The organism is Bacillus sp. 22475, assembly GCF_052044835.1.
Lineage (GTDB): Bacteria > Bacillota > Bacilli > Bacillales > Bacillaceae_G > Bacillus_A > Bacillus_A cereus.
Genome location: NZ_JBQENW010000013.1, coordinates 81,307 through 99,880 on the forward strand (window position 1 = coordinate 81,307; position 18,574 = coordinate 99,880).

An 18,574-nucleotide genomic window follows, 5' to 3' on the forward strand; every position below is an offset into this window, starting at 1 on the left:
CTATGAAAGTAGCTTTTCTTTTCCTTTCTCCTTCTTCGGAAAAACCACATATGAAAATGAAATCGCTGTATCAACTAAAAATATAATTGCCCACACTTGGCTCACGCGACTTGCAGCTTTATTTAAAACGATTCCCGATTCTAACCAATTACCCCATTGTTCAAATGGAATAAATCCATACGCGAAGAAAAAGAATATGTGCACACCAACGAATAAAACAAGATGTAATACCCAATTTTTTATTTCCTGCTTTGCATAGGCCATACCTGTTAATTCTACCTGTTCTTCAATAATAGGCGCCGTTTCATTACGCCATTTCGCAACTAGCTTTTGCGCAAATATATCAAGCTTCTTCAAATCCTTTTTCCCGTAGAAAACTGCATACAATAAAATAATTACAGTAATGATTTGAAAATTAGAGAACTTTCCTGTTTGATAATAGTCCACTGCCCCTAATGTTAAAATAAACACTTCATTTACGAGGAGTACAATCCCCATAATAAAGCTCGCCTTCTTCAAACGGAATCCGTAACGGAGTAAAAAGAAACCGATAGCCGATAACCAAAATACAATCTCTGCTCCAATTAAAAAATACCAACGATATTCTGCGAGTATGCTCATTTATCCTTCTCCCTTTCATCATAAATACGAAAAGCTTCATCCATATATAATAAAAACTCTTCTTCAATTGGATACATGCTCATTTTCTGTGAATCTTCCTTTGATTTTCTAACTTCCCATAACTTATCTAAAAACGCTTCGTCACCATTAGCCATTTCTAAACACTTCTGCATTAATCTCTTCATTGCCCTTTGTACTTCATCACTAGTGGCTTCTTTACCCTCTTTCATAAAAATACGTAATTGCTTTAATAAATCTACCCATTCTAAAACATTCGGATCTTCCTCACTCATATTCGGCAAATTATGCAGCAACTTTTGTTCTTCCTTTGAAAATACTTCATTTTGAAATATTTCACGTATACGAGGAGACTGTTTTGAAAGCTGAATAAGTTCAAACATAACTTTCCAATCAAGTTCTCCCTCTACATCTACCGAATAAACAACCGCTTGTAAAACACGCTCCATTCGATTGAACTTCTTTTGCTCTTCTTGTACAAATCGAAGTTGGTTTTCAAGTGATTTTTTCAAATCCAGCTCACCTTTTACTAACATATTCGCAACTTCTTTTAATGAAAATCCCATTTCTTTTAAAAATAAAATTTGTTGCAAACGAATAACGTCAGCTTCACTATATAACCGATGCCCACCCTCTGTTTTTCCGCTCGACTTTAATAAATCTATTTGATCATAATAACGTAGTGTACGTACTGTAACCCCTGTTTCTCTCGTCAATTCTTGTATTGAAATCACTGCCATCACCTCTTCCCACTCATTATAGAAGATGACGTTACGTAACTTTCAAGTGTTTTGTAAAAAAAATACAAAAAGCTATTTATACAAAGTGTATAAACAGCTTTTATGGAAATAACCCCTTTTGTATGGCGCGCCCACAAAATAAAATAAGTGCTCCAACAACAACACTCGTTGCCGTTTTATGATAATGGGCTAATAATAATAAATAATACGATAAACCTACAGTACCAATCATAATACAAATACTCGGCACTGGATTACGAGAAAAGTTTTGCATTCCCCAAAGAAGCGCAAATATAGCTGTAGCGACACATAACACCGGTAATCCCATCCCAGTTCCCCTTTTTCTATCTATTATTCCTTGTTGCTAACATGCTCGTTGATGCCATACTAATTAATAAACCAAAAACAATCCTTATATATTTAAACGTTTAATCTAATTGAAATCTCTCAAGCTTATCATTTATTTTCTTTCCCCTTACTCCAGCGTAAATATTTCCTCCACCTTCATCCCAAAATATTTGGCGATTTTTAAGGATAACTCTAGACTCGGGTTATAATGATGGTTTTCAATCGCCACTATCGTCTGCCGCGTCACCTGCATCGCCTTTGCCATTTCAACTTGTGTTATATGATTTTGCTTTCTTAACTCTTTTATTTTATTTTTCACACCCATAGGATCCACCTTCAAAAGTAAAGATATCTTTACTTAAATTATAAATATTTTCCAGTTACAAGTAAAGATATCTTTACAAATTTCAGAAAAACATTTCACTGCATATCTTCTCTAACAAAGTACAAGAGTAATTCAATTTATATCAGCGATTTTTTAAATATATCAGCACAACTTAAAATATATCGGCGATTTCCCAAATATATCGACATCAGTAGCACCATAAGCATAAGAAAGAAGCTGCCCCAAAATATCTTTTGGAACAGCTTCTTCGTCCTACTTATATAAATCCTAATCCCCATACAAGAACGTATCCAAGAACCGATAAGCAAATCGAGCCAATCAGCCCTGCCACGAATGCTTTACTTCCTAATTTACGGAAAGTTTTAAACTCTACATTTAAACCGAGCCCTGCCATCGCCATTGCGATTAGCATATAAGCAATGACAACAATGTATCCCGCAACAACTTCTGGAATAATCCCAAGCGAATGCACTGCACTCATTGCTAAAAACCCGAAGATGAACCACGGAATTGGAAGGTCGCGCCATGATCTTTTTTCCTCGCTACCTTCACTCTTACCAAACCATAATCCGATTAAAATCGCTACTGGTACAAGCATTGCAACGCGCGTTAGTTTCACGATAACTGCGATATCTACAGCCGTGCTTCCTCCTGGCGCCGCAGCCGCAATTACGTGAGCAATTTCATGCAGTGTCGCCCCTGAGAACACTCCATATCCGTATGGAGATAGGCCAAGCACTGGATATAATAACGTATAAATAAGCGTAAATATTGTACCTAAAATTGCGATGATCGCCGCTCCAACCGCTGTTTCGTCATCTTTTGCTTTCACTTGCGGTGCAATTGCCACGACCGCGGCCGCGCCGCAAATTGCCGTACCGCATGCTGTTAAAATCCCAAGTTTCTTTTCTACTTTAAATACTTTCGTTAGTCCGTATACAACAAAAATAGTAAATGTAATAACAACCGCCGCGATGACCAATACTTTCGGCCCCGCCTTCGCAATATCAACAAGATTTAATCGCATTCCAAGTAAGATGATCCCAAAGCGCAGTAACTTCTTACTCGCAAAGTTCGTTCCTGCAATCGCATCATGAGGAACTCCAATTGCAGCGCGCCAAACCATCCCAATTAGAATAGCAATTACTAATTGTCCCATAATATTTAAAAATGGAAGCTCTGCTAAATATTTCGCGGCAATTGCGATTAATAATGTAATCCCAATTCCTTGCGAAAATCCAAAGCCCTTCTTCTTTTGTATAACAAGTGTTTGTTCCACCTTGTACCACCCCAATAATCGTATTGGAACATGCATGTTCTTTCTACTTACATTATAAGAGAGTTTCTATAATAAGTTTAATACCAATACCAAATCTCTATCATCAGAAATACTTATGATAAGATGAAAGAAAAACGAAAGGAGCTTTGCAAATGAACGTAGACATTTTAAAAATTTTTGTTACTGTCGTTGAACAGAAACACTTCTCTCGTGCAGCGGAATTATTAAATCTTTCACAGCCTGGCGTAAGTATGCATATACGCAACTTAGAAAACGAATTTGGAACTACACTCATTCAGCGATCTCCGAAACATGTCCAAGTCACGGAAGCTGGAAATATATTATATATACATGCAAAGCAAATGCTCTCTCTTTACGAAGATGCTAAGCAAGAAATTAATGAACTACATAACGTTGTAACAGGAACACTTCGCATCGGTGCTAGTTTTACAATTGGCGAATACTTACTTCCAAAAATACTCGCTAACTATGCGAATGAAAATCCACGCGTCGAAGTGCATACCTTTATCTCAAATACAGAAGAAGTTTTGCAAAGTCTTCGCTCTAATCAAATTGATATCGGCTTAGTGGAAGGGCAAGTCGTATACGCTGATGTTAACGTTGAAACATTTATGCAAGATGAAATGAAGCTCGTCGTTCCGCCAAATCATCCACTACTCCGCACAAAGGAAATAAATGAAAGCACACTCCAAGACCAAGTATGGGTATTAAGAGAAAGTGGTTCTGGTACACGTGCTTATAGCGATCGATTTATTCATCAACACCATTTAAAAATGAAGCGATTCTTTACATTTAGCAGTATTCAAAGTGTGAAGGAAGCCGTCGCCGCCGGTCTTGGCATCGCTATACTTTCTGATTGGACTGTACGGAAAGAGCTACTAGCAAAAGAACTATTCCACGTCGAAGTTCCAAATGAACAACTAATCCGTCCGTTCTCTATCGTTCGCGGCAAATATTTCATTCCATCTAAAGCCATTCAAGTGTTCTTAAATTATGTAAATTCTTTTGCGAAAAAACAGAGTTGACCTTCACATTAGTGTGAAGGTTTACAATACATGTAAAAGGAGTGAAACACATTGCGAATTGGAGAATTATCAAAAGAAACTGGCGTTAGTGAAAGATCACTAAGACATTACGAAGAAAAGGGATTACTCCCTTCTAAGCGCCTCGCAAATGGCTACCGTGATTTTGATGAAAGTGCCGTCGAAAAAGTGGAGCTTATTCAAATGTACTTACAAATTGGCTTAAATTTAGAAGAGACAGCAAGGATGCTGCGCTGCCTTGAAATTGAACCGCACCTGTACGACAATCCGTGCAGCAGTATCCTTACGCTTTACGAAGATAAACTCAATGAAGTAACAAAGCAAATCACATTACTTTCCAACATCCAAACGAATTTGGAAAAACACGTTTCACTCCTAAAACAAGCAAAAGAAAAGGGATGATTACATGTTTGTTATACATGGCAGTTCAAGACAAAGCGGGAATACAGAAGCTCTAACACATATGATGATTGATGGAATTAAAACAGAACAAATTTACTTGCGAGACCATACAGTCCATCCTATTACAGATCAACGTCACGATGCAGAAGGATTCCAGCCTGTAAACGATGACTACGAGCAGTTAACGAAACGCATGCTAGCGCACGACACAATTATCTTCGCTACACCGCTATACTGGTACGGAATGAGCGGTCATATGAAAAACTTCGTCGATCGCTGGTCACAAAGCTTGCGCGATACATCTCTTCATTTCAAAGAGAAAATGAAAGATAAAAAGATGTATGTTGTCATCGTTGGCGGAGACAATCCAAAACTGAAGGCATTGCCGCTTATTGCTCAGTTTCAATACATCTTCGATTTTGTTGGTTCATCATTTGAAGGATATATCATTGGGGATGCGAATGGATTAGATGAAATCAAAAACGATGCTGAGGCGCTGGAAAAAGCACAAATTTATAATAGCGAATTCAAAAATCACAAACAGAAATAAGTTTGACAAACCCTTTTGTATGCGCATACAATAAAAGTAATATTATGAAAGGAAGGTACTTTGACCAATGAAGTTCTAATTCTCTTATTTATTCATCCATCACAAATAGTGAACAAAAATGATGAAAACTAGCAGGGGATTAGTCTGTCCATTTGTCGATACTTTCTTTCGAAACGATCATGTAAAAAATCGTTTATTTATGTACGATTTTTTACATACAAGGGCGACGTTTATCCTCTCTAGTGAAACTAGGGAGGTTTTTTTATGACTATTTTATTCGCAAGTAATATTGAAAAGAGCTTTGGTGATCGCACACTATTTACATTACCATCACTGGAAATTCAAGCACAGGATCGCATAGGAATTGTCGGAGTCAACGGAGCTGGTAAATCTACGTTATTACAAATATTAAGTAAAGAAATAGAAGCTGACAGAGGCATAGTAACTCATCATAGTTCTATCGCCATCATTCCTCAGCTTAGCGAAGAACTACCGGAAACCGCTTCTTCTCTTGCAAAAGGAAAATGGAGTATTTCAAACGTTACCGACGCAATGAGCGGCGGTGAACGAATGCGGCTAAAGATTGCTCATGCTCTCGAACAAAATGCAGGCATTTTATTCGCTGATGAACCAACAAGCCACTTAGATATGGTCGGTACAGAGCAATTAGAAAAGGCACTTTCATCTTATAAAGGGGCACTTGTTTTAATATCGCATGATCGTGAATTTCTAGATAATATATGTACCAAAATTATTGAAATTGAAGACGGTATTATTCAAGAGTACAAAGGGAATTATTCAAACTATCGAAAACAAAAAGAACGTGAACGAATACAAAAACAAGCAGAATATGAGCAATATGTACAAGAAAAAAATCGCTTAGAACAGTCTATTCTACAAAGAAAGCAACGTGCTTCTAACATGACAAAAATCCCAACACGGTTCAGTTCATCTGAATCTAGACTTTATAGGTTAAGTGGGGCTCATGGCCAAGAACAGGTTAGTAAAGCAGCAACAGCATTAGAGACACGTCTCGAAAAACTAGAAAAGAAGGAAAAGCCAAAGGATCTTTCTCAAGCTCAATTTGACGTGCAATACCATACACCCATTCATAGTAAGGTGGCAGTACAATTCAATAAAGCAACAAAGAAAATAGGCGACCGCATACTATTTAAAAATATGAATGGAACTATTGCCCCTGGTGCAAAGCTTGCCGTTTTAGGGGCAAATGGAAGCGGCAAAACCACTTTGTTCAACATGCTTCTCACAAACGAGCGTGGCATGCAGCTATCGAAAAGTTGTAAAATTGGATACTTCGAACAAACATTATCTATTTTAAAAACAGATAAAACCATTTTAGAAAATGTTCTAGAAGAAACAAACTATACAGAAGCATTCGTTCGCACAATACTTGCACGACTTCTATTCCGCCGTGAGGATGTTCATAAACCTGTGCACGTTCTAAGCGGGGGTGAACGAATGAAGGTTGCACTCGCAAAAGTATTTTTAGGAAACTATAATATGCTTCTGCTAGATGAACCGACAAACTATTTAGACTTAGCAACGCAAGAAGAATTAGAAACCATGTTACAAGAATATCCTGGCACAATACTTTTCATTAGCCATGACCGTGCCTTTATTCGCTCTGTTGCAGACCATATTCTACAAGTAGATGAGAGTGAACCAAGAGTATTCCACGGTAATTACGAGCAATACACAAAAAGAACAACCGGGAATTCTGTAAACGTTACTGAACAAGAATTATTACGGTTACAAACAAAATTAACTGAAGTCATCAGCCGGATTTCTATACCCAATCATCACGATGACATCACATCTCTCAACCAAGAATACGAAACATTATTAGTTCAAATACGGAAATGTAAAGAAGCGCTCTAATGTCTTCCCTATATATCGACGGGGCCTTCCACATTTCCCAAGAAATATTGAAACTTCGACATATAAAGTAAAAAGCCGTGCATCAGCACGGCTTTTTACTTTATCCCGCATTAACGGGCAGTAAGACTCCCACCTCAAAATTCGGTTAAGACAAAGAAGATAGATGGGAGACCAACTGCCCGTAAATGCCCGATTGGTTCAACTAATAATCAGTGGGGAACAAAAACTCCAAAACTCCCACTGATTAAAGTTTCACTTTATATACGGACAGCAGTCCCGCTCACAGCAACCATTAGCATTCCTTCACGAACTACTTCGTAATCCACGTCGATACCAACAATTGCATTTGCATTTTTTTGTCTTGCAAAAGTTTTCATCTCTTCCATTGCGATGTCCCGTGCTTCTTTTAATTTACTTTCATAAGCACCCGCACGACCGCCGACAACGTCACGGACGGAGGCGAAAAGGTCACGAACGATATTCGCGCCCATAATCGCTTCTCCATTGACGATATCGATGTACTCAATAATTTCTTTTCCTTGAATTGTAGACGTTGTAGTTACAATCATACTTTATAGCCTGGTTTAAAATTCTTATAAAAATCTATAAATTGTTGGCGAACCAAGTCAAATGCCAACTACCGAAAAGGAATCTCACCTTTTTCCTGTCCGTAAGGGTTGTGACCTTTTCATCCACCTATTGTGAAAGAATGACGGCAGGTTCCTGTTAGGAACGATCTGTCCTTGCATACTACCATTCATCCAAGTCAGTAGTATGCAAGAGGTTATAAGAAATAAACCAGTACCCCCCTTCTCATTTAAATTTTAAATACGAATTGTTGATTGTTCATATAAACAGTTTTGTGAAGAATGCTCCACAATTTCCAAGTATGATATTCTTTCCACGTTTGAATTGTTTGTAACCATTTTTTATATACTTTTTGCGTATTCTTTTTACTTTCTTCCATGGAAGCAACAAGAATACGCAGTTTTGTTGTAATTTGGTTTTTTAATAATAATATAATTTCTTGTGGTAATTTTTCTTGCAATTCTAACCCACGTCTTGCGATCGTGAATGCGGCTGCTTCATGAACACTAATACCGAAATTTTTACTGTATTTTAATTTTCCGATCACACTTGTATAAGCGGGGTTTACTGTTTTAACAGAAAATCCGTTACGAAGAGCCATACGAATTAAACTGTTCAACATCTTTTTATACGTAAATTGATGGAAATTACGATTACTGTATTTATCAGTATCATGAGATTGTTGAAACTTTAAATCTTCTAAAACAATTCCACCTACATTGTTTTCCAATAACCATGTTTTAATTTGTTGTACGATTTGTCCAATTATCGTTGCACGTTTGTTTGTTGAAAATGTATTCAGATTGTGTAGATAAAAAATTTTTGAACCTTTAAAATTACCTTGTTTTGTACATAAACTAACTGCAATGCGGTCCGGATTTACATCAATTCCTGCAATTACATCTGATTGTGGTGTTTCCTTGAAATCTAGTACACGACCTATTTCTGTTTCATCAAACGTAATATTTACATAAAATTCATTTTGTTTACGAATGATTTCTACACTATATTTTTGATGCTCTATAATCGGTTTTCCTTTTGGATTTACACCGATTTGCTTTCCCATAACGACATTTGTAATTTGATGATAAAAACGATATGGAATCATAATCGGAACTTTGATTCGGGGGCTCTTTGTTTTTCCATTTGTTCGTCCTAATGGATTTGCAATTTCTAACCATCCTTGCCCACAGTCATCAACTGTAATGCGCATGTTCAAATTCCCTTTTTTGCTTTTATCTCCGCGAGAATATAATTGTCGTGTCCGCAAATCTTTCCATTCTTGATTGGATATCTTGTTTTTCATTCTTTCATAGAAATTTTTCCGCCCACCAAAAATAATAGGAGGTAATGTTTTATTTTTAATATGTTTTGCATACGTTTCAATTCTTTGTTCTAATTTTTGTTTTCGTTTTCTTAAACCAATTAAACAAGTTTCTAATGAAACTTGTTTAGGTCTTTTTTTGCCGCGTTCATAATCATCTATTTTTTGTAACATCTTTTCTAACTTTTTTTGATTGTTTTCTAGGTAAACAGGAAGAAGTTCTTTTTGAGAGAAAAGGGTCGTTTGCGCTTGTAAAATCGCATCTTCACAAAAACGTTTATTTAATAAATATTTAGGTTGTAGTTTTTTTATCAATTCTTTCTCGTTTTCGCCCTCAATCAAACGATTAAAACTATATCGTTTTGCACTTTCGAACGTACGGATCAAAGTAATTAAAGCTTCCGTTTGTTCTTTTGTAATAGAATTGATTTTACAAGTACGTGTTGTTTTCATCCTTTTCCCCCTTTTCATCACCTGAAAATGTTATAGGTTGAATTCTGTAAAATATAAAACCTGTAATTGTAAATTTTTATAGTTTTTTATAGATTCTTATTTACTGTTATTACCTCCCATATGAGATTTTTACCTACTTATGGTGCACTAATTCAGTACAAATTATATTTACGAACTAAACTGAGCTTCGTATAACCTACTATATCCTTCGCCACGCTCAATTAATTCATCATGTGAACCTTGTTCTGCAATACCGTCTTTATTTACAACGACGATTCGATCTGCATTTTTAATCGTTGCAAGTCTGTGAGCGATAACTAACGTTGTACGACCAGCTGCTAATTCAGCAAGTGATTTTTGAATTGCAAGTTCCGTCTCAGTATCTAGTGCGGAAGTAGCTTCATCTAGTATTAAAATTGGCGGGTTTTTCAAGAACATACGAGCAATTGCTAGACGCTGCTTCTGTCCACCAGAAAGTTTTACACCACGCTCACCGATAACAGTATCTAAACCGTCTGGTTGTGAGTAAATTAAGTCTTCTAACTGTGCACGTTTTACTGCCTGCCAAATTTCAGCCTCTGACGCCTTTAAGTTGCCGTAAGCAATATTTTCACGAATTGTTCCTGAGAATAAGAACACATCTTGCTGCACAATTCCAATTTGCTTACGAAGTGAAGATAATGTCATATCTTTCGTATCAATACCATCAATTTGAATTGATCCAGATGATTGCTCATAAAAACGTGGTAATAGGCTACATAACGTCGTTTTCCCTGCTCCTGATGGTCCAACGAACGCAACCGTTTCACCTGCATGTATGTTCAAGCTAATGTCATTTAAAATCGGTTCTTTATTTTCATATCCAAATGTAATGTTGTTATATTGAATATCACCATGTACCTGCTTAACTTCCATTGCATCTTTAGAGTCTACGATGTCAGGCTCTGTTTCAAGAAGCTCTACATACCTTTTAAAACCAGCGATTCCTTTCGGATAGCTTTCGATTACCGCGTTAATTTTTTCAATTGGACGGAAGAAAATATTCGTTAATAGAACGAATCCGATAAATCCACCGTATGTTAATTCTCCTTGCAGAACAAACCATGTACCGCATATTAATACGAAGAGCGTTACGAGACGCATGAGCATATAACTAATCGATGAATTTAAAGCCATAATTTTATACGCCATTAATTTCGTTGTACGGAAACGAGCGTTGTTCACAGCGAATTGCTCTTTCTCAAACTTTTCATTTCCGAATGCTTGTACAACGCGAATACCACCAACGTTGTTCTCAATACATGCATTGAAATCAGCAACATCTGAGAATAAACGTCTAAACGTACCTGTCATTTTTTTGTTGAAGTAAAGTGCCAACCATAGTAGGAATGGAATAACGAAGAACGTTAATAGCGCTAACTTCCAGTTGATCATCATCATAAATGAGAACGCCCCAACTAAAGTCATAACAGCGATAAATAAATCTTCTGGCCCATGGTGAGCAATTTCTCCAATTTCCATTAAATCGTTTGTAAGACGTGAAATTAAATGACCTGTTTTATTATTATCAAAAAATCTGAATGATAGCTTTTGAATATGATCAAATAATTTCTGCCTCATATCTGTTTCAATGTTAACCCCAAGCATATGTCCCCAATATGTAACAACATATTGCAGGCCTGCATTTAACATATAAACTGCGAGTAAACCGAAACAAGCCCATAAAATAAGCGTCCAGTTTTGCCCTGGCAATAACTTATCAATAAATTGATTTACGATAAGCGGGAAGCCAAGTTCTAGTAATCCTGCGATAACTGCACAAGAAAAGTCGAGTATAAATAAACCTTTATACGGTCTATAGTAAGAAAAAAATTTACGTAGCATATCTTACCTCCATTTTCCAAAATTAAAAAGACTCCCTAAATGATAACCATTATCAAATGATTATTCAAGTTATCCGTCTATGAAACTGAAAATAAGCTTTGCGATAGTTGTCGTTTTTTGCTGGAAAGTCGATATATTCGAATAATCGCTGATATATTTCGAGTTGCGCTGATATATTTGCAAAATCGCCGATATATTTTAAGTTGCGCTAATATATTCGGAAAATCGCCGATATAAATTTCATTTACTAACTACCCTTCCCCGCCCCAAAAACAAAAAAGGTATCACCACAAGGTGATACCTTTCCTTCTATTACATCGCTTCCGAATCCCACTCATGCTCCTGTTCAACGAATACAATACCTAATTCGTGATGTCCACCAGCATATAATGCAGTTTGTGCAAGACGAAGCTCACCATTTGTATCTAATACTTCTAATTTACAAAATGCTCCTGTCGTCTTCGTTTGAAGCGCATCATAAAATTCCTCGGCGCTTTTTGGAATGACTCCATTTACTTTCGTAATAATTTCTCCAGGCAGTAATTTCAGCTCTGCTCCAATTGTATTTGGAATTGTATCTAGTACAACGAGCCCATCATTGCGTGCAGCAAAATACGCTGGTCTTGTTTCATCGGCAATTTTTTCTTGCATCGAAATTGTGAAACGCCCAAGCATAGCGACTCCCATCGCGATAATTGCAAGTACGTGCCACCAGTAACTTGCAATTCCTAAAACGAGCACAAGTCCTGCTAATCCATAAACACGTCTTCCTGTAAATAATAAAGCTTCCGTCGGCTCATAACTTTTAATCTTTCTCATAAATCCAATTAAAAATGGAACGAGGAATAGAGAATATGTATTTGAACCTATTGAAACGACAGGCCACCATGAAATAAACTGCGTTACCGCATCACCCGGTACAAGAATAAAAATAGGAACGATCCATAAACGCTTTGATTCGTGTAAACCAATCTTTAGCCCACGCTTCCCCTTCCTAATCTTCGGTGTAGAGTATCCTACTGCGTTTTTAGAAATCAATAAGCCTTCTACAATAAGCATAACGCCTAGCAAAATAGCAAGGGATACGATGGTATTCTCTTCACCTTCTCGAAGCTGTAAGAAGGAAACTGGTAGCTTAGAAGATAATAGAACACATACAATCGCAATGCTAAATGTATAAGCTGCCGATAAATATCGATACATAGCCGTTAATCCAAATAGTAATGTCCAAATTAAAATAGCCCATAAGCTTGCTTTAGAAACAACAAGTCCAAGCCCAATCGTAATAATAGATACTACTAATCCATATCCAATCCCTGCAAATAGAGAGGTTCGCAGTTCAAACCAAATATCATAAACTTTAAAAGAAAAATCTTTTCGTTCTCTTAACATACGTAAGTATCCAACGAAGATACTACTTATTACAAATATATAGACAGCAGGGTGTAAGAAAAAACGTCCAACTGCCCGCATTATTTCAAAAATCCACGCCTCCACGAACTCATTCACCACCATTTATATCATTCTTTCTTTTTATATTATCACAACTAAACAAACGTTTGTTTAACACAAAAAAATACAGGCAGCAAACTGCCTGTATTTCTTCTTATTTTGCCATTAACTTTAATGCTGACTGTAATTGTAAATCATTTTCTCCAGAACGGATTTTTTCGATAATTTTAGTTTGAATCGCTTCAGCTGTCTTTTTATCAAGCTGTCCTGTCGCTTCCATCTCATTCGCATTTTGGAATGCTTTCAGCGCCGATTCTGTCTCTTTACTAAAGTATCCATCTTCACGACCTGGTACATACCCTAAGCTCTTAAGCATTTCTTGAGCATGTTTTACTTGTACATCATTTGAATTGTATGAAAGTGTTTTTTCAATTTGAATTGGTGTCGCATGATAATAATTTGGTTGCTTCACTTCTACTGTTGGTGCGATTCCTTTTTTATGAATCCAGTTCCCATCCGGTGTTAACCATTTAAACATCGTTAATTTAATGTTGCTGCCGTCTTTAAATGGAACAGCTTGCTGGACAGTACCTTTACCAAATGTTTTTTCACCAATTAAATCGTATCCTTCTCCTTCTTTCAGCGCACCCGCTAAAATCTCTGAAGCAGAAGCACTTCCATTATCAATTAATACTGAAATTGGATATGGTTTTCTCTCTTTCAGTTCCGTAGAGAATTTCTTCTTCTCACCATTTCGCTGCTCTACTTGTAGCATTGGCTTTTTATTCGTCATAATTTCCCCTAGTATATCTTCTACACTATTTAAATAGCCACCAGGATTACCACGCACGTCAATAACTAAGCCTTTTATATTTTTCTTCTCTAACTCTTTTAACTGATCCTTAAATTCCTTCGCTGTATTCTCAGCAAAAGAAGTGATTTGCATATAACCGATATCTTTTCCACTCTCTTGCTTCACAGAACTAAACACTGTAAAGATTGGAATCTTTTCACGCTTAATTTTAAATACAATCGGATCAGTTACTCCCGCACGTTTAATTTCAATTGCGACAGTCGTTCCCTTTTTACCACGAATTTTTAATACCGCTTCTTCACGTGATAAGTCTTTCACACTGTTTCCATCTACAGATAAAATTTGGTCATTCGGTTTAATTCCTATCTTTTCTGCTGGTGAACCTTTAATTGGCGATACGATAATAAGCTTATCGTCCGTCTTGTTCACCTCAGCCCCAATCCCCTCTAATTCAGGATCAAGCGATTCACTAAACTGTTTGGCTGTTTCTTTATCCATATACGTGGAATAAGGGTCCTTCAGCGTAGACAACATACCTTGTATTGCACCTTCAACTAACTTTTCATCTTTCACGTCTTCCACATAACGTGAATCAATTAGTGCATACGCCTCATTAATTTTTGCCAAATTCCCTTGCGCAGTGCTAGCATTCCCACTCGAAATTGTTTGCGTTACTTCTGCTGGGGTAACCCCAAATACAGACATGCCTGCAAACATTCCGCCAGCACCAATTAAAAATGCAACAACCATTCCAATAATTGCAACTCTACGTTTCAATGCGGAATTCCCCTTTCCAAAACACACAGGTGGTGTAGCAAAAGGCATCACACAGTGTGTGATGCCTTTACCTATTTCTACTATATGATAAGCTTGTACGAATTATGTTTGCAACTTTTTATACTTTTAAGAAGCGACGAATTGACATTACACTTCCCCACATACCGATTAAAGCACCGATTAACACTAGTAAACCAGCTAATTGGAATACGAAAGGACTGTATGGTAGAAGTTCGAAAATTGTTCCGCCAAGTTTTTCGTTAAACACACCTTGTAGTGAATTATACGTAACTAGAATTAGGCCAATTGGAATAATTGATCCTAGTACTCCTAAGAATAATCCCTCTAGCAAGAATGGCCAACGAATGAACCAGTTTGTTGCACCAACAAGTTTCATAATTTCAATTTCTGTACTACGAGCATAAATTGTAATTTTAATTGTATTAGAGATTAAGAACATCGCTGTGAATAAAAGACCAGCAATTAACGCAATCCCAATGTTACGACCAGTTTTTACAGTATCAAATAATCGTTCAACTTGCCCTTTTCCGTACTGAACATTACTGACAAACTGCATTTTTTCAACCTTCTTCGCGATTGTCGCTGTATCTGTTGGTTCTTTTGCTTTTACAACGAATACGTTTTTAAGTGGGTTATCTTGTTCAAATAACTCAAACGTTTTTCCGCTATCACCTAAACTTTTAATTAAACGTTTTAACTCTTCTTCTTTAGAAGAATATTTAATAGAATCTACTTTTGCAATCTTACTCATATCTTCTTCTAATTTCTTTTGATCAGCTTCTTTTGCAGCTGGATCAATGTGTACACGAATCTCTACATCTTGCTCTACTTTCGTCGCAAAATGGTTCATATTCATAATCGCTGTTAAAAAGACACCTACAAGTAATAATGTAACTGTTACTGCACTAACAGAAGCAAACGTCATCCATCCGTTACGTGATAGATTCTTTACACCTTCTCGCAAATGTCGACTAAGGGTCTTAGCCTTCATATCCGTATCCTCCCTCAATCTCGTCTCGAACAATTTTTCCGCCTTCAATCGCGATTACACGATGACGGATTGTATTTACGATATCTGCATTATGCGTCGCCATAACAATTGTTGTACCACGCTCATTAATGCGAGTAAAAATCTTCATAATATCAAGAGCTGTTTCAATATCTAAGTTACCTGTTGGCTCATCGGCAATTACAACCTTTGGTCGATTTACAATCGCTCTCGCAATCGCAACACGTTGTTGCTCCCCGCCCGAAAGTTCACTTGGGATTGCATCTGCACGATCTTCAAGACCTACAAGACCTAAAACTTCTGTTACGCGCTCACGAATTGCATCTGGTTCTTCTTCAATTACTTCTAAAGCAAACGCAACATTCTCATATACCGTTAATTTAGGTAGCAATTTAAAATCTTGGAAAATTACGCCTAATTGACGACGGAAATATGGAACATCTCTTTCTGCCAATGTTTCAATAACAAGTCCATTTACATTAATTGATCCTGTAGATGGCTTCTCTTCACGATACATCATTTTAATAAATGTAGATTTTCCGGCTCCACTCGGTCCAACTACGTATACAAACTCACCTTGTTTAATGTTAACTGTGAGACCAGCAATGGCTTTCATACCATTCGGGTACTCCTTATAAACATTCGTCATTTTTATCATTATTTATCACCCAATACTTAATGATTTTTTTCGAAATACTTTTCTGTACATCTGAAAATAAAAGACACCCTTTATTTTCGCCTGGTCTTTCTTGTTGAAGGCAGTTTACTTACGCTTTTTCATAAGCAATACTACTCTATGTAATATATTTCAGCAAAATTCTACAAAACCCATTGTAACATCAAACGGTTTCCAATTTGGATACATTTTTGTTACAGTTATGTTACATCCCAGAAAAAGGAAAACGAGTTGACTATATTATCAACTCGTCCATTTCACCTTTTTTATTTATGTTCAGCTAACCATTCAGATACTTTTTTCGCATCTTCACCTTGAATAAGTCCTGGCGACATTGAACCGCGGCCTTTTTTAATAATCTCTTCGATATCTGCAGCGTCGTACTTACCGCCTACTTTTCTTAAATCAGGTCCAGTTGCCCCTGATAAATCTGTCGCGTGACATCCAGCACAACTTCTTTGAAAAATTTGTTCTGCACTGTCTGTGCTTGCAGACTGTTTCGAAGACTTACTCTCTTCTTTATTTCCACATGCTCCTAAAGCAAAAACAACCGATGTCCCTAGCGCAATAGCCAACAATTTCTTTTTCACTTCTATCGCTCCCCATTGTTGATATTCTTTTTATTCCTAACACACTCATTTTCATTATAAGCATTATCTTTATATAGAAAAACCAAGGTGTATTTCATATTCCTCAAAAATACAGTGAGAACCTTGATAAAATAAAGCTTTCATAAGTTGTTTCAATTCTGTGAACAACTTAAAACACTTCTATAAAGAATCCTTTTTAAAAGAAAAATTAGAAAAGTTCTATATAAATCTTCACCCTATTACCGCTCTATTTTACTATTCTCTACTTTTTACAAAACAATATACAGCATTGTAATCTACATATAATCCCATCAAAAAGAGAAGTTGTCGTTTCCAACTTCTCTTCCTCTTTACTTCATCTATAAAAATAAAATCAAATTCTTTCTATCCTCTATATCCTCAGCATGCGCCAACAATTTTGTTGGCTTTTTTTCGCTTACCCCGCATTAACGGGCAGTAAGATCCCCAACTCAAAATTCAGCGAAAGCAAAGAAGTTAGGTGCGGAATCAACTGCCCGTAAAAGCCCGATTGGTTCAACTAATAATCAGTGGGGATGCCCCCCACTGATTAAAGTTTCACTTTATTAGATGCGAGAACGTAAGTAAGCATCAATAAATGGATCAATCTCTCCATCCATAACTGCTTGTACGTTACCAACCTCCGTATTTGTACGGTGGTCTTTTACAAGAGAATACGGGTGGAATACGTAAGAACGGATTTGGCTACCCCATCCGATTTCTTTTTGTTCCCCACGGATTTCATCTAATTGTGCCTGTTGCTCTTCTAGTTTCTTTTGATATAATTTCGCTTTTAACATCTTCATCGCATGCTCACGGTTTTTAATTTGTGAACGCTCTGACTGACACGTTACAACTGTATTTGTCGGTGTATGTGTAATACGAACTGCTGAATCTGTCGTATTTACGTGCTGTCCACCCGCTCCACTTGCGCGGTACGTATCAATTTTTAAATCTTCTGTACGTACTTCGATTTCAACTTCATCATTGAACTCTGGTACAACTTCACAAGATACAAACGATGTATGACGACGACCTGAAGAATCGAATGGTGAAATACGTACAAGACGATGTACACCTTTCTCTGCTTTTAAGTAACCGTAAGCGTTATGACCTTTAATTAATAAAGTTACACTCTTAATACCAGCTTCATCACCTGGTAAATAGTCAACCGTTTCTACTTTAAATCCACGTTTTTCAGCCCAACGTGTATACATACGTAATAACATAGAACCCCAGTCTTGTGACTCAGTTCCACCTGCACCTGGATGTAATTCTAAAATCGCATTATTTTTATCATAAGGATCACTTAATAGTAACTGAAGCTCATACTCATTCATTTCTTGAATTAAGCCTTTTACTTCTGATTCTAATTCCTCATGTAAATCTTCATCATACTCTTCTTTTAAAAGCTCATGCGTTACTTCTAAATTTTCGAACGTCTCATCTAACTGACGGAAACTTCCAACCATATCTTTTAACGCATTCGCTTCATTAATTACAACTTGTGCGCCTTGTTGGTCATCCCAAAATCCTGTGCCCATCATTTTTTCTTCTAATTCTGCAATTTGGTTCTCCTTAGTAGGGAGGTCAAAGAGACCCCCTAAAAGCCGCTAATCGCTTAGCCATTTTCTCTAATTCCTGTCTAATTTCTACTAATTCCATTTCCTTCACCTCTATGTAATTGCTGTTACTTTCGTA

Annotated in this window: 18 protein-coding genes; 4 read left to right on the forward strand and 14 right to left on the reverse strand. The window is 36.8% G+C overall.

The features are described 5' to 3' along the window. From ACTJJY_RS19965 to ACTJJY_RS19985, 5 genes are all read right to left on the reverse strand, one after another. Positions 1-621: a hypothetical protein gene (locus ACTJJY_RS19965; RefSeq protein WP_000025201.1), complete on the reverse strand. Its 621-nt coding sequence runs from the start codon at positions 619-621 to the stop codon at positions 1-3. After that, complete coding sequence (locus ACTJJY_RS19970; protein WP_440606357.1) at positions 618-1,379, reverse strand: MerR family transcriptional regulator; 762 nt, start codon at positions 1,377-1,379, stop codon at positions 618-620. The genes ACTJJY_RS19965 and ACTJJY_RS19970 overlap by 4 nt, the downstream gene beginning before the upstream one ends. A gap of 100 nt (positions 1,380-1,479) precedes the next feature. After that, the gene (locus ACTJJY_RS19975; protein WP_000524131.1) at positions 1,480-1,707 is read right to left on the reverse strand and encodes a hypothetical protein; all 228 of its coding nucleotides are present in this window, start codon (positions 1,705-1,707) and stop codon (positions 1,480-1,482) included. Between the two features lie 147 nt (positions 1,708-1,854). Beyond that, the gene (locus ACTJJY_RS19980; protein WP_000538363.1) at positions 1,855-2,052 is read right to left on the reverse strand and encodes a helix-turn-helix transcriptional regulator; all 198 of its coding nucleotides are present in this window, start codon (positions 2,050-2,052) and stop codon (positions 1,855-1,857) included. Positions 2,053-2,329: 277 nt separating this feature from the next. Next, positions 2,330-3,352, reverse strand: a complete 1,023-nt coding sequence (locus ACTJJY_RS19985) for a YeiH family protein (protein ID WP_440606358.1) — start codon at positions 3,350-3,352, stop codon at positions 2,330-2,332. Between the two features lie 152 nt (positions 3,353-3,504). On the opposite strand from ACTJJY_RS19985, the gene ACTJJY_RS19990 reads away from it, so the two are divergent. From ACTJJY_RS19990 to abc-f, 4 genes are all read left to right on the forward strand, one after another. After that, positions 3,505-4,398 (forward strand): LysR family transcriptional regulator, encoded by an 894-nt coding sequence (locus ACTJJY_RS19990; protein WP_001100008.1) that lies wholly within the window; start codon positions 3,505-3,507, stop codon positions 4,396-4,398. 51 nt (positions 4,399-4,449) lie between these two features. Then, positions 4,450-4,818 carry a MerR family transcriptional regulator gene (locus tag ACTJJY_RS19995; RefSeq protein ID WP_440606359.1) on the forward strand — a complete coding sequence of 123 codons (369 nt, stop codon included), beginning with the start codon at positions 4,450-4,452 and terminating at the stop codon, positions 4,816-4,818. A gap of 4 nt (positions 4,819-4,822) precedes the next feature. After that, positions 4,823-5,368, forward strand: a complete 546-nt coding sequence (locus ACTJJY_RS20000; RefSeq protein ID WP_440606360.1) for a flavodoxin family protein — start codon at positions 4,823-4,825, stop codon at positions 5,366-5,368. Between the two features lie 264 nt (positions 5,369-5,632). Continuing rightward, a complete protein-coding gene (gene abc-f / locus ACTJJY_RS20005; RefSeq protein ID WP_440606361.1) occupies positions 5,633-7,267 on the forward strand; it encodes a ribosomal protection-like ABC-F family protein in 1,635 nt (544 codons plus the stop codon). A 257-nt stretch (positions 7,268-7,524) separates the two neighbouring features. Here abc-f and ACTJJY_RS20010 read toward each other — a convergent pair whose 3' ends face one another. The 9 genes from ACTJJY_RS20010 to prfB all read right to left on the reverse strand — a co-directional run bounded on the left by ACTJJY_RS20010 (position 7,525) and on the right by prfB (position 18,538). Then, complete coding sequence (locus tag ACTJJY_RS20010) at positions 7,525-7,836, reverse strand: heavy metal-binding domain-containing protein (RefSeq protein ID WP_000637523.1); 312 nt, start codon at positions 7,834-7,836, stop codon at positions 7,525-7,527. A 248-nt stretch (positions 7,837-8,084) separates the two neighbouring features. Then, a complete protein-coding gene (locus tag ACTJJY_RS20015) occupies positions 8,085-9,632 on the reverse strand; it encodes an IS200/IS605 family accessory protein TnpB-related protein (protein WP_440606362.1) in 1,548 nt (515 codons plus the stop codon). Positions 9,633-9,800: 168 nt separating this feature from the next. After that, on the reverse strand, positions 9,801-11,516 hold the full coding sequence (locus ACTJJY_RS20020; RefSeq protein WP_440606363.1) for an ABC transporter ATP-binding protein: 1,716 nt from the start codon (positions 11,514-11,516) through the stop codon (positions 9,801-9,803). Positions 11,517-11,828: 312 nt separating this feature from the next. Further along, complete coding sequence (locus ACTJJY_RS20025) at positions 11,829-13,031, reverse strand: PDZ domain-containing protein (protein ID WP_016085217.1); 1,203 nt, start codon at positions 13,029-13,031, stop codon at positions 11,829-11,831. A 91-nt stretch (positions 13,032-13,122) separates the two neighbouring features. After that, positions 13,123-14,559, reverse strand: a complete 1,437-nt coding sequence (locus ACTJJY_RS20030) for a S41 family peptidase (protein ID WP_000830318.1) — start codon at positions 14,557-14,559, stop codon at positions 13,123-13,125. Positions 14,560-14,677: 118 nt separating this feature from the next. Next, positions 14,678-15,571 carry a permease-like cell division protein FtsX gene (gene ftsX / locus ACTJJY_RS20035; RefSeq protein ID WP_000645028.1) on the reverse strand — a complete coding sequence of 298 codons (894 nt, stop codon included), beginning with the start codon at positions 15,569-15,571 and terminating at the stop codon, positions 14,678-14,680. Then, positions 15,561-16,247, reverse strand: a complete 687-nt coding sequence (gene ftsE / locus ACTJJY_RS20040; protein ID WP_000594326.1) for a cell division ATP-binding protein FtsE — start codon at positions 16,245-16,247, stop codon at positions 15,561-15,563. The genes ftsX and ftsE overlap by 11 nt, the downstream gene beginning before the upstream one ends. A gap of 284 nt (positions 16,248-16,531) precedes the next feature. Beyond that, positions 16,532-16,855: a cytochrome c551 gene (cccB, locus tag ACTJJY_RS20045; RefSeq protein ID WP_000727971.1), complete on the reverse strand. Its 324-nt coding sequence runs from the start codon at positions 16,853-16,855 to the stop codon at positions 16,532-16,534. A 584-nt stretch (positions 16,856-17,439) separates the two neighbouring features. Further along, positions 17,440-18,538 (reverse strand): peptide chain release factor 2 gene (gene prfB / locus ACTJJY_RS20050; RefSeq protein ID WP_440606364.1). Its coding sequence is split into 2 segments (ribosomal slippage): positions 17,440-18,465 and positions 18,467-18,538, totalling 1,098 coding nucleotides; the frame shifts between segments, so codons are not numbered across the junction. Between the last annotated feature and the right edge of the window lie 36 nt (positions 18,539-18,574).

What these genes read in the sequence shown, in the direction of transcription:
- ACTJJY_RS19980 (WP_000538363.1), bottom strand. Translation starts at nt 2,052, where the DNA reads ATGGGTGTGAAAAATAAAATAAAAGAGTTAAGAAAGCAAAATCATATA.
- ftsX (WP_000645028.1), bottom strand. Translation starts at nt 15,571, where the DNA reads ATGAAGGCTAAGACCCTTAGTCGACATTTGCGAGAAGGTGTAAAGAAT.
- ACTJJY_RS19965 (WP_000025201.1), bottom strand. Translation starts at nt 621, where the DNA reads ATGAGCATACTCGCAGAATATCGTTGGTATTTTTTAATTGGAGCAGAG.
- ACTJJY_RS20020 (WP_440606363.1), bottom strand. Translation starts at nt 11,516, where the DNA reads ATGCTACGTAAATTTTTTTCTTACTATAGACCGTATAAAGGTTTATTT.
- ACTJJY_RS19990 (WP_001100008.1), top strand. Translation starts at nt 3,505, where the DNA reads ATGAACGTAGACATTTTAAAAATTTTTGTTACTGTCGTTGAACAGAAA.
- ACTJJY_RS20000 (WP_440606360.1), top strand. Translation starts at nt 4,823, where the DNA reads ATGTTTGTTATACATGGCAGTTCAAGACAAAGCGGGAATACAGAAGCT.
- ACTJJY_RS19970 (WP_440606357.1), bottom strand. Translation starts at nt 1,379, where the DNA reads ATGGCAGTGATTTCAATACAAGAATTGACGAGAGAAACAGGGGTTACA.
- ACTJJY_RS20010 (WP_000637523.1), bottom strand. Translation starts at nt 7,836, where the DNA reads ATGATTGTAACTACAACGTCTACAATTCAAGGAAAAGAAATTATTGAG.
- abc-f (WP_440606361.1), top strand. Translation starts at nt 5,633, where the DNA reads ATGACTATTTTATTCGCAAGTAATATTGAAAAGAGCTTTGGTGATCGC.
- ftsE (WP_000594326.1), bottom strand. Translation starts at nt 16,247, where the DNA reads ATGATAAAAATGACGAATGTTTATAAGGAGTACCCGAATGGTATGAAA.
- ACTJJY_RS19975 (WP_000524131.1), bottom strand. Translation starts at nt 1,707, where the DNA reads ATGGGATTACCGGTGTTATGTGTCGCTACAGCTATATTTGCGCTTCTT.
- ACTJJY_RS20025 (WP_016085217.1), bottom strand. Translation starts at nt 13,031, where the DNA reads ATGGTGGTGAATGAGTTCGTGGAGGCGTGGATTTTTGAAATAATGCGG.
- ACTJJY_RS20015 (WP_440606362.1), bottom strand. Translation starts at nt 9,632, where the DNA reads ATGAAAACAACACGTACTTGTAAAATCAATTCTATTACAAAAGAACAA.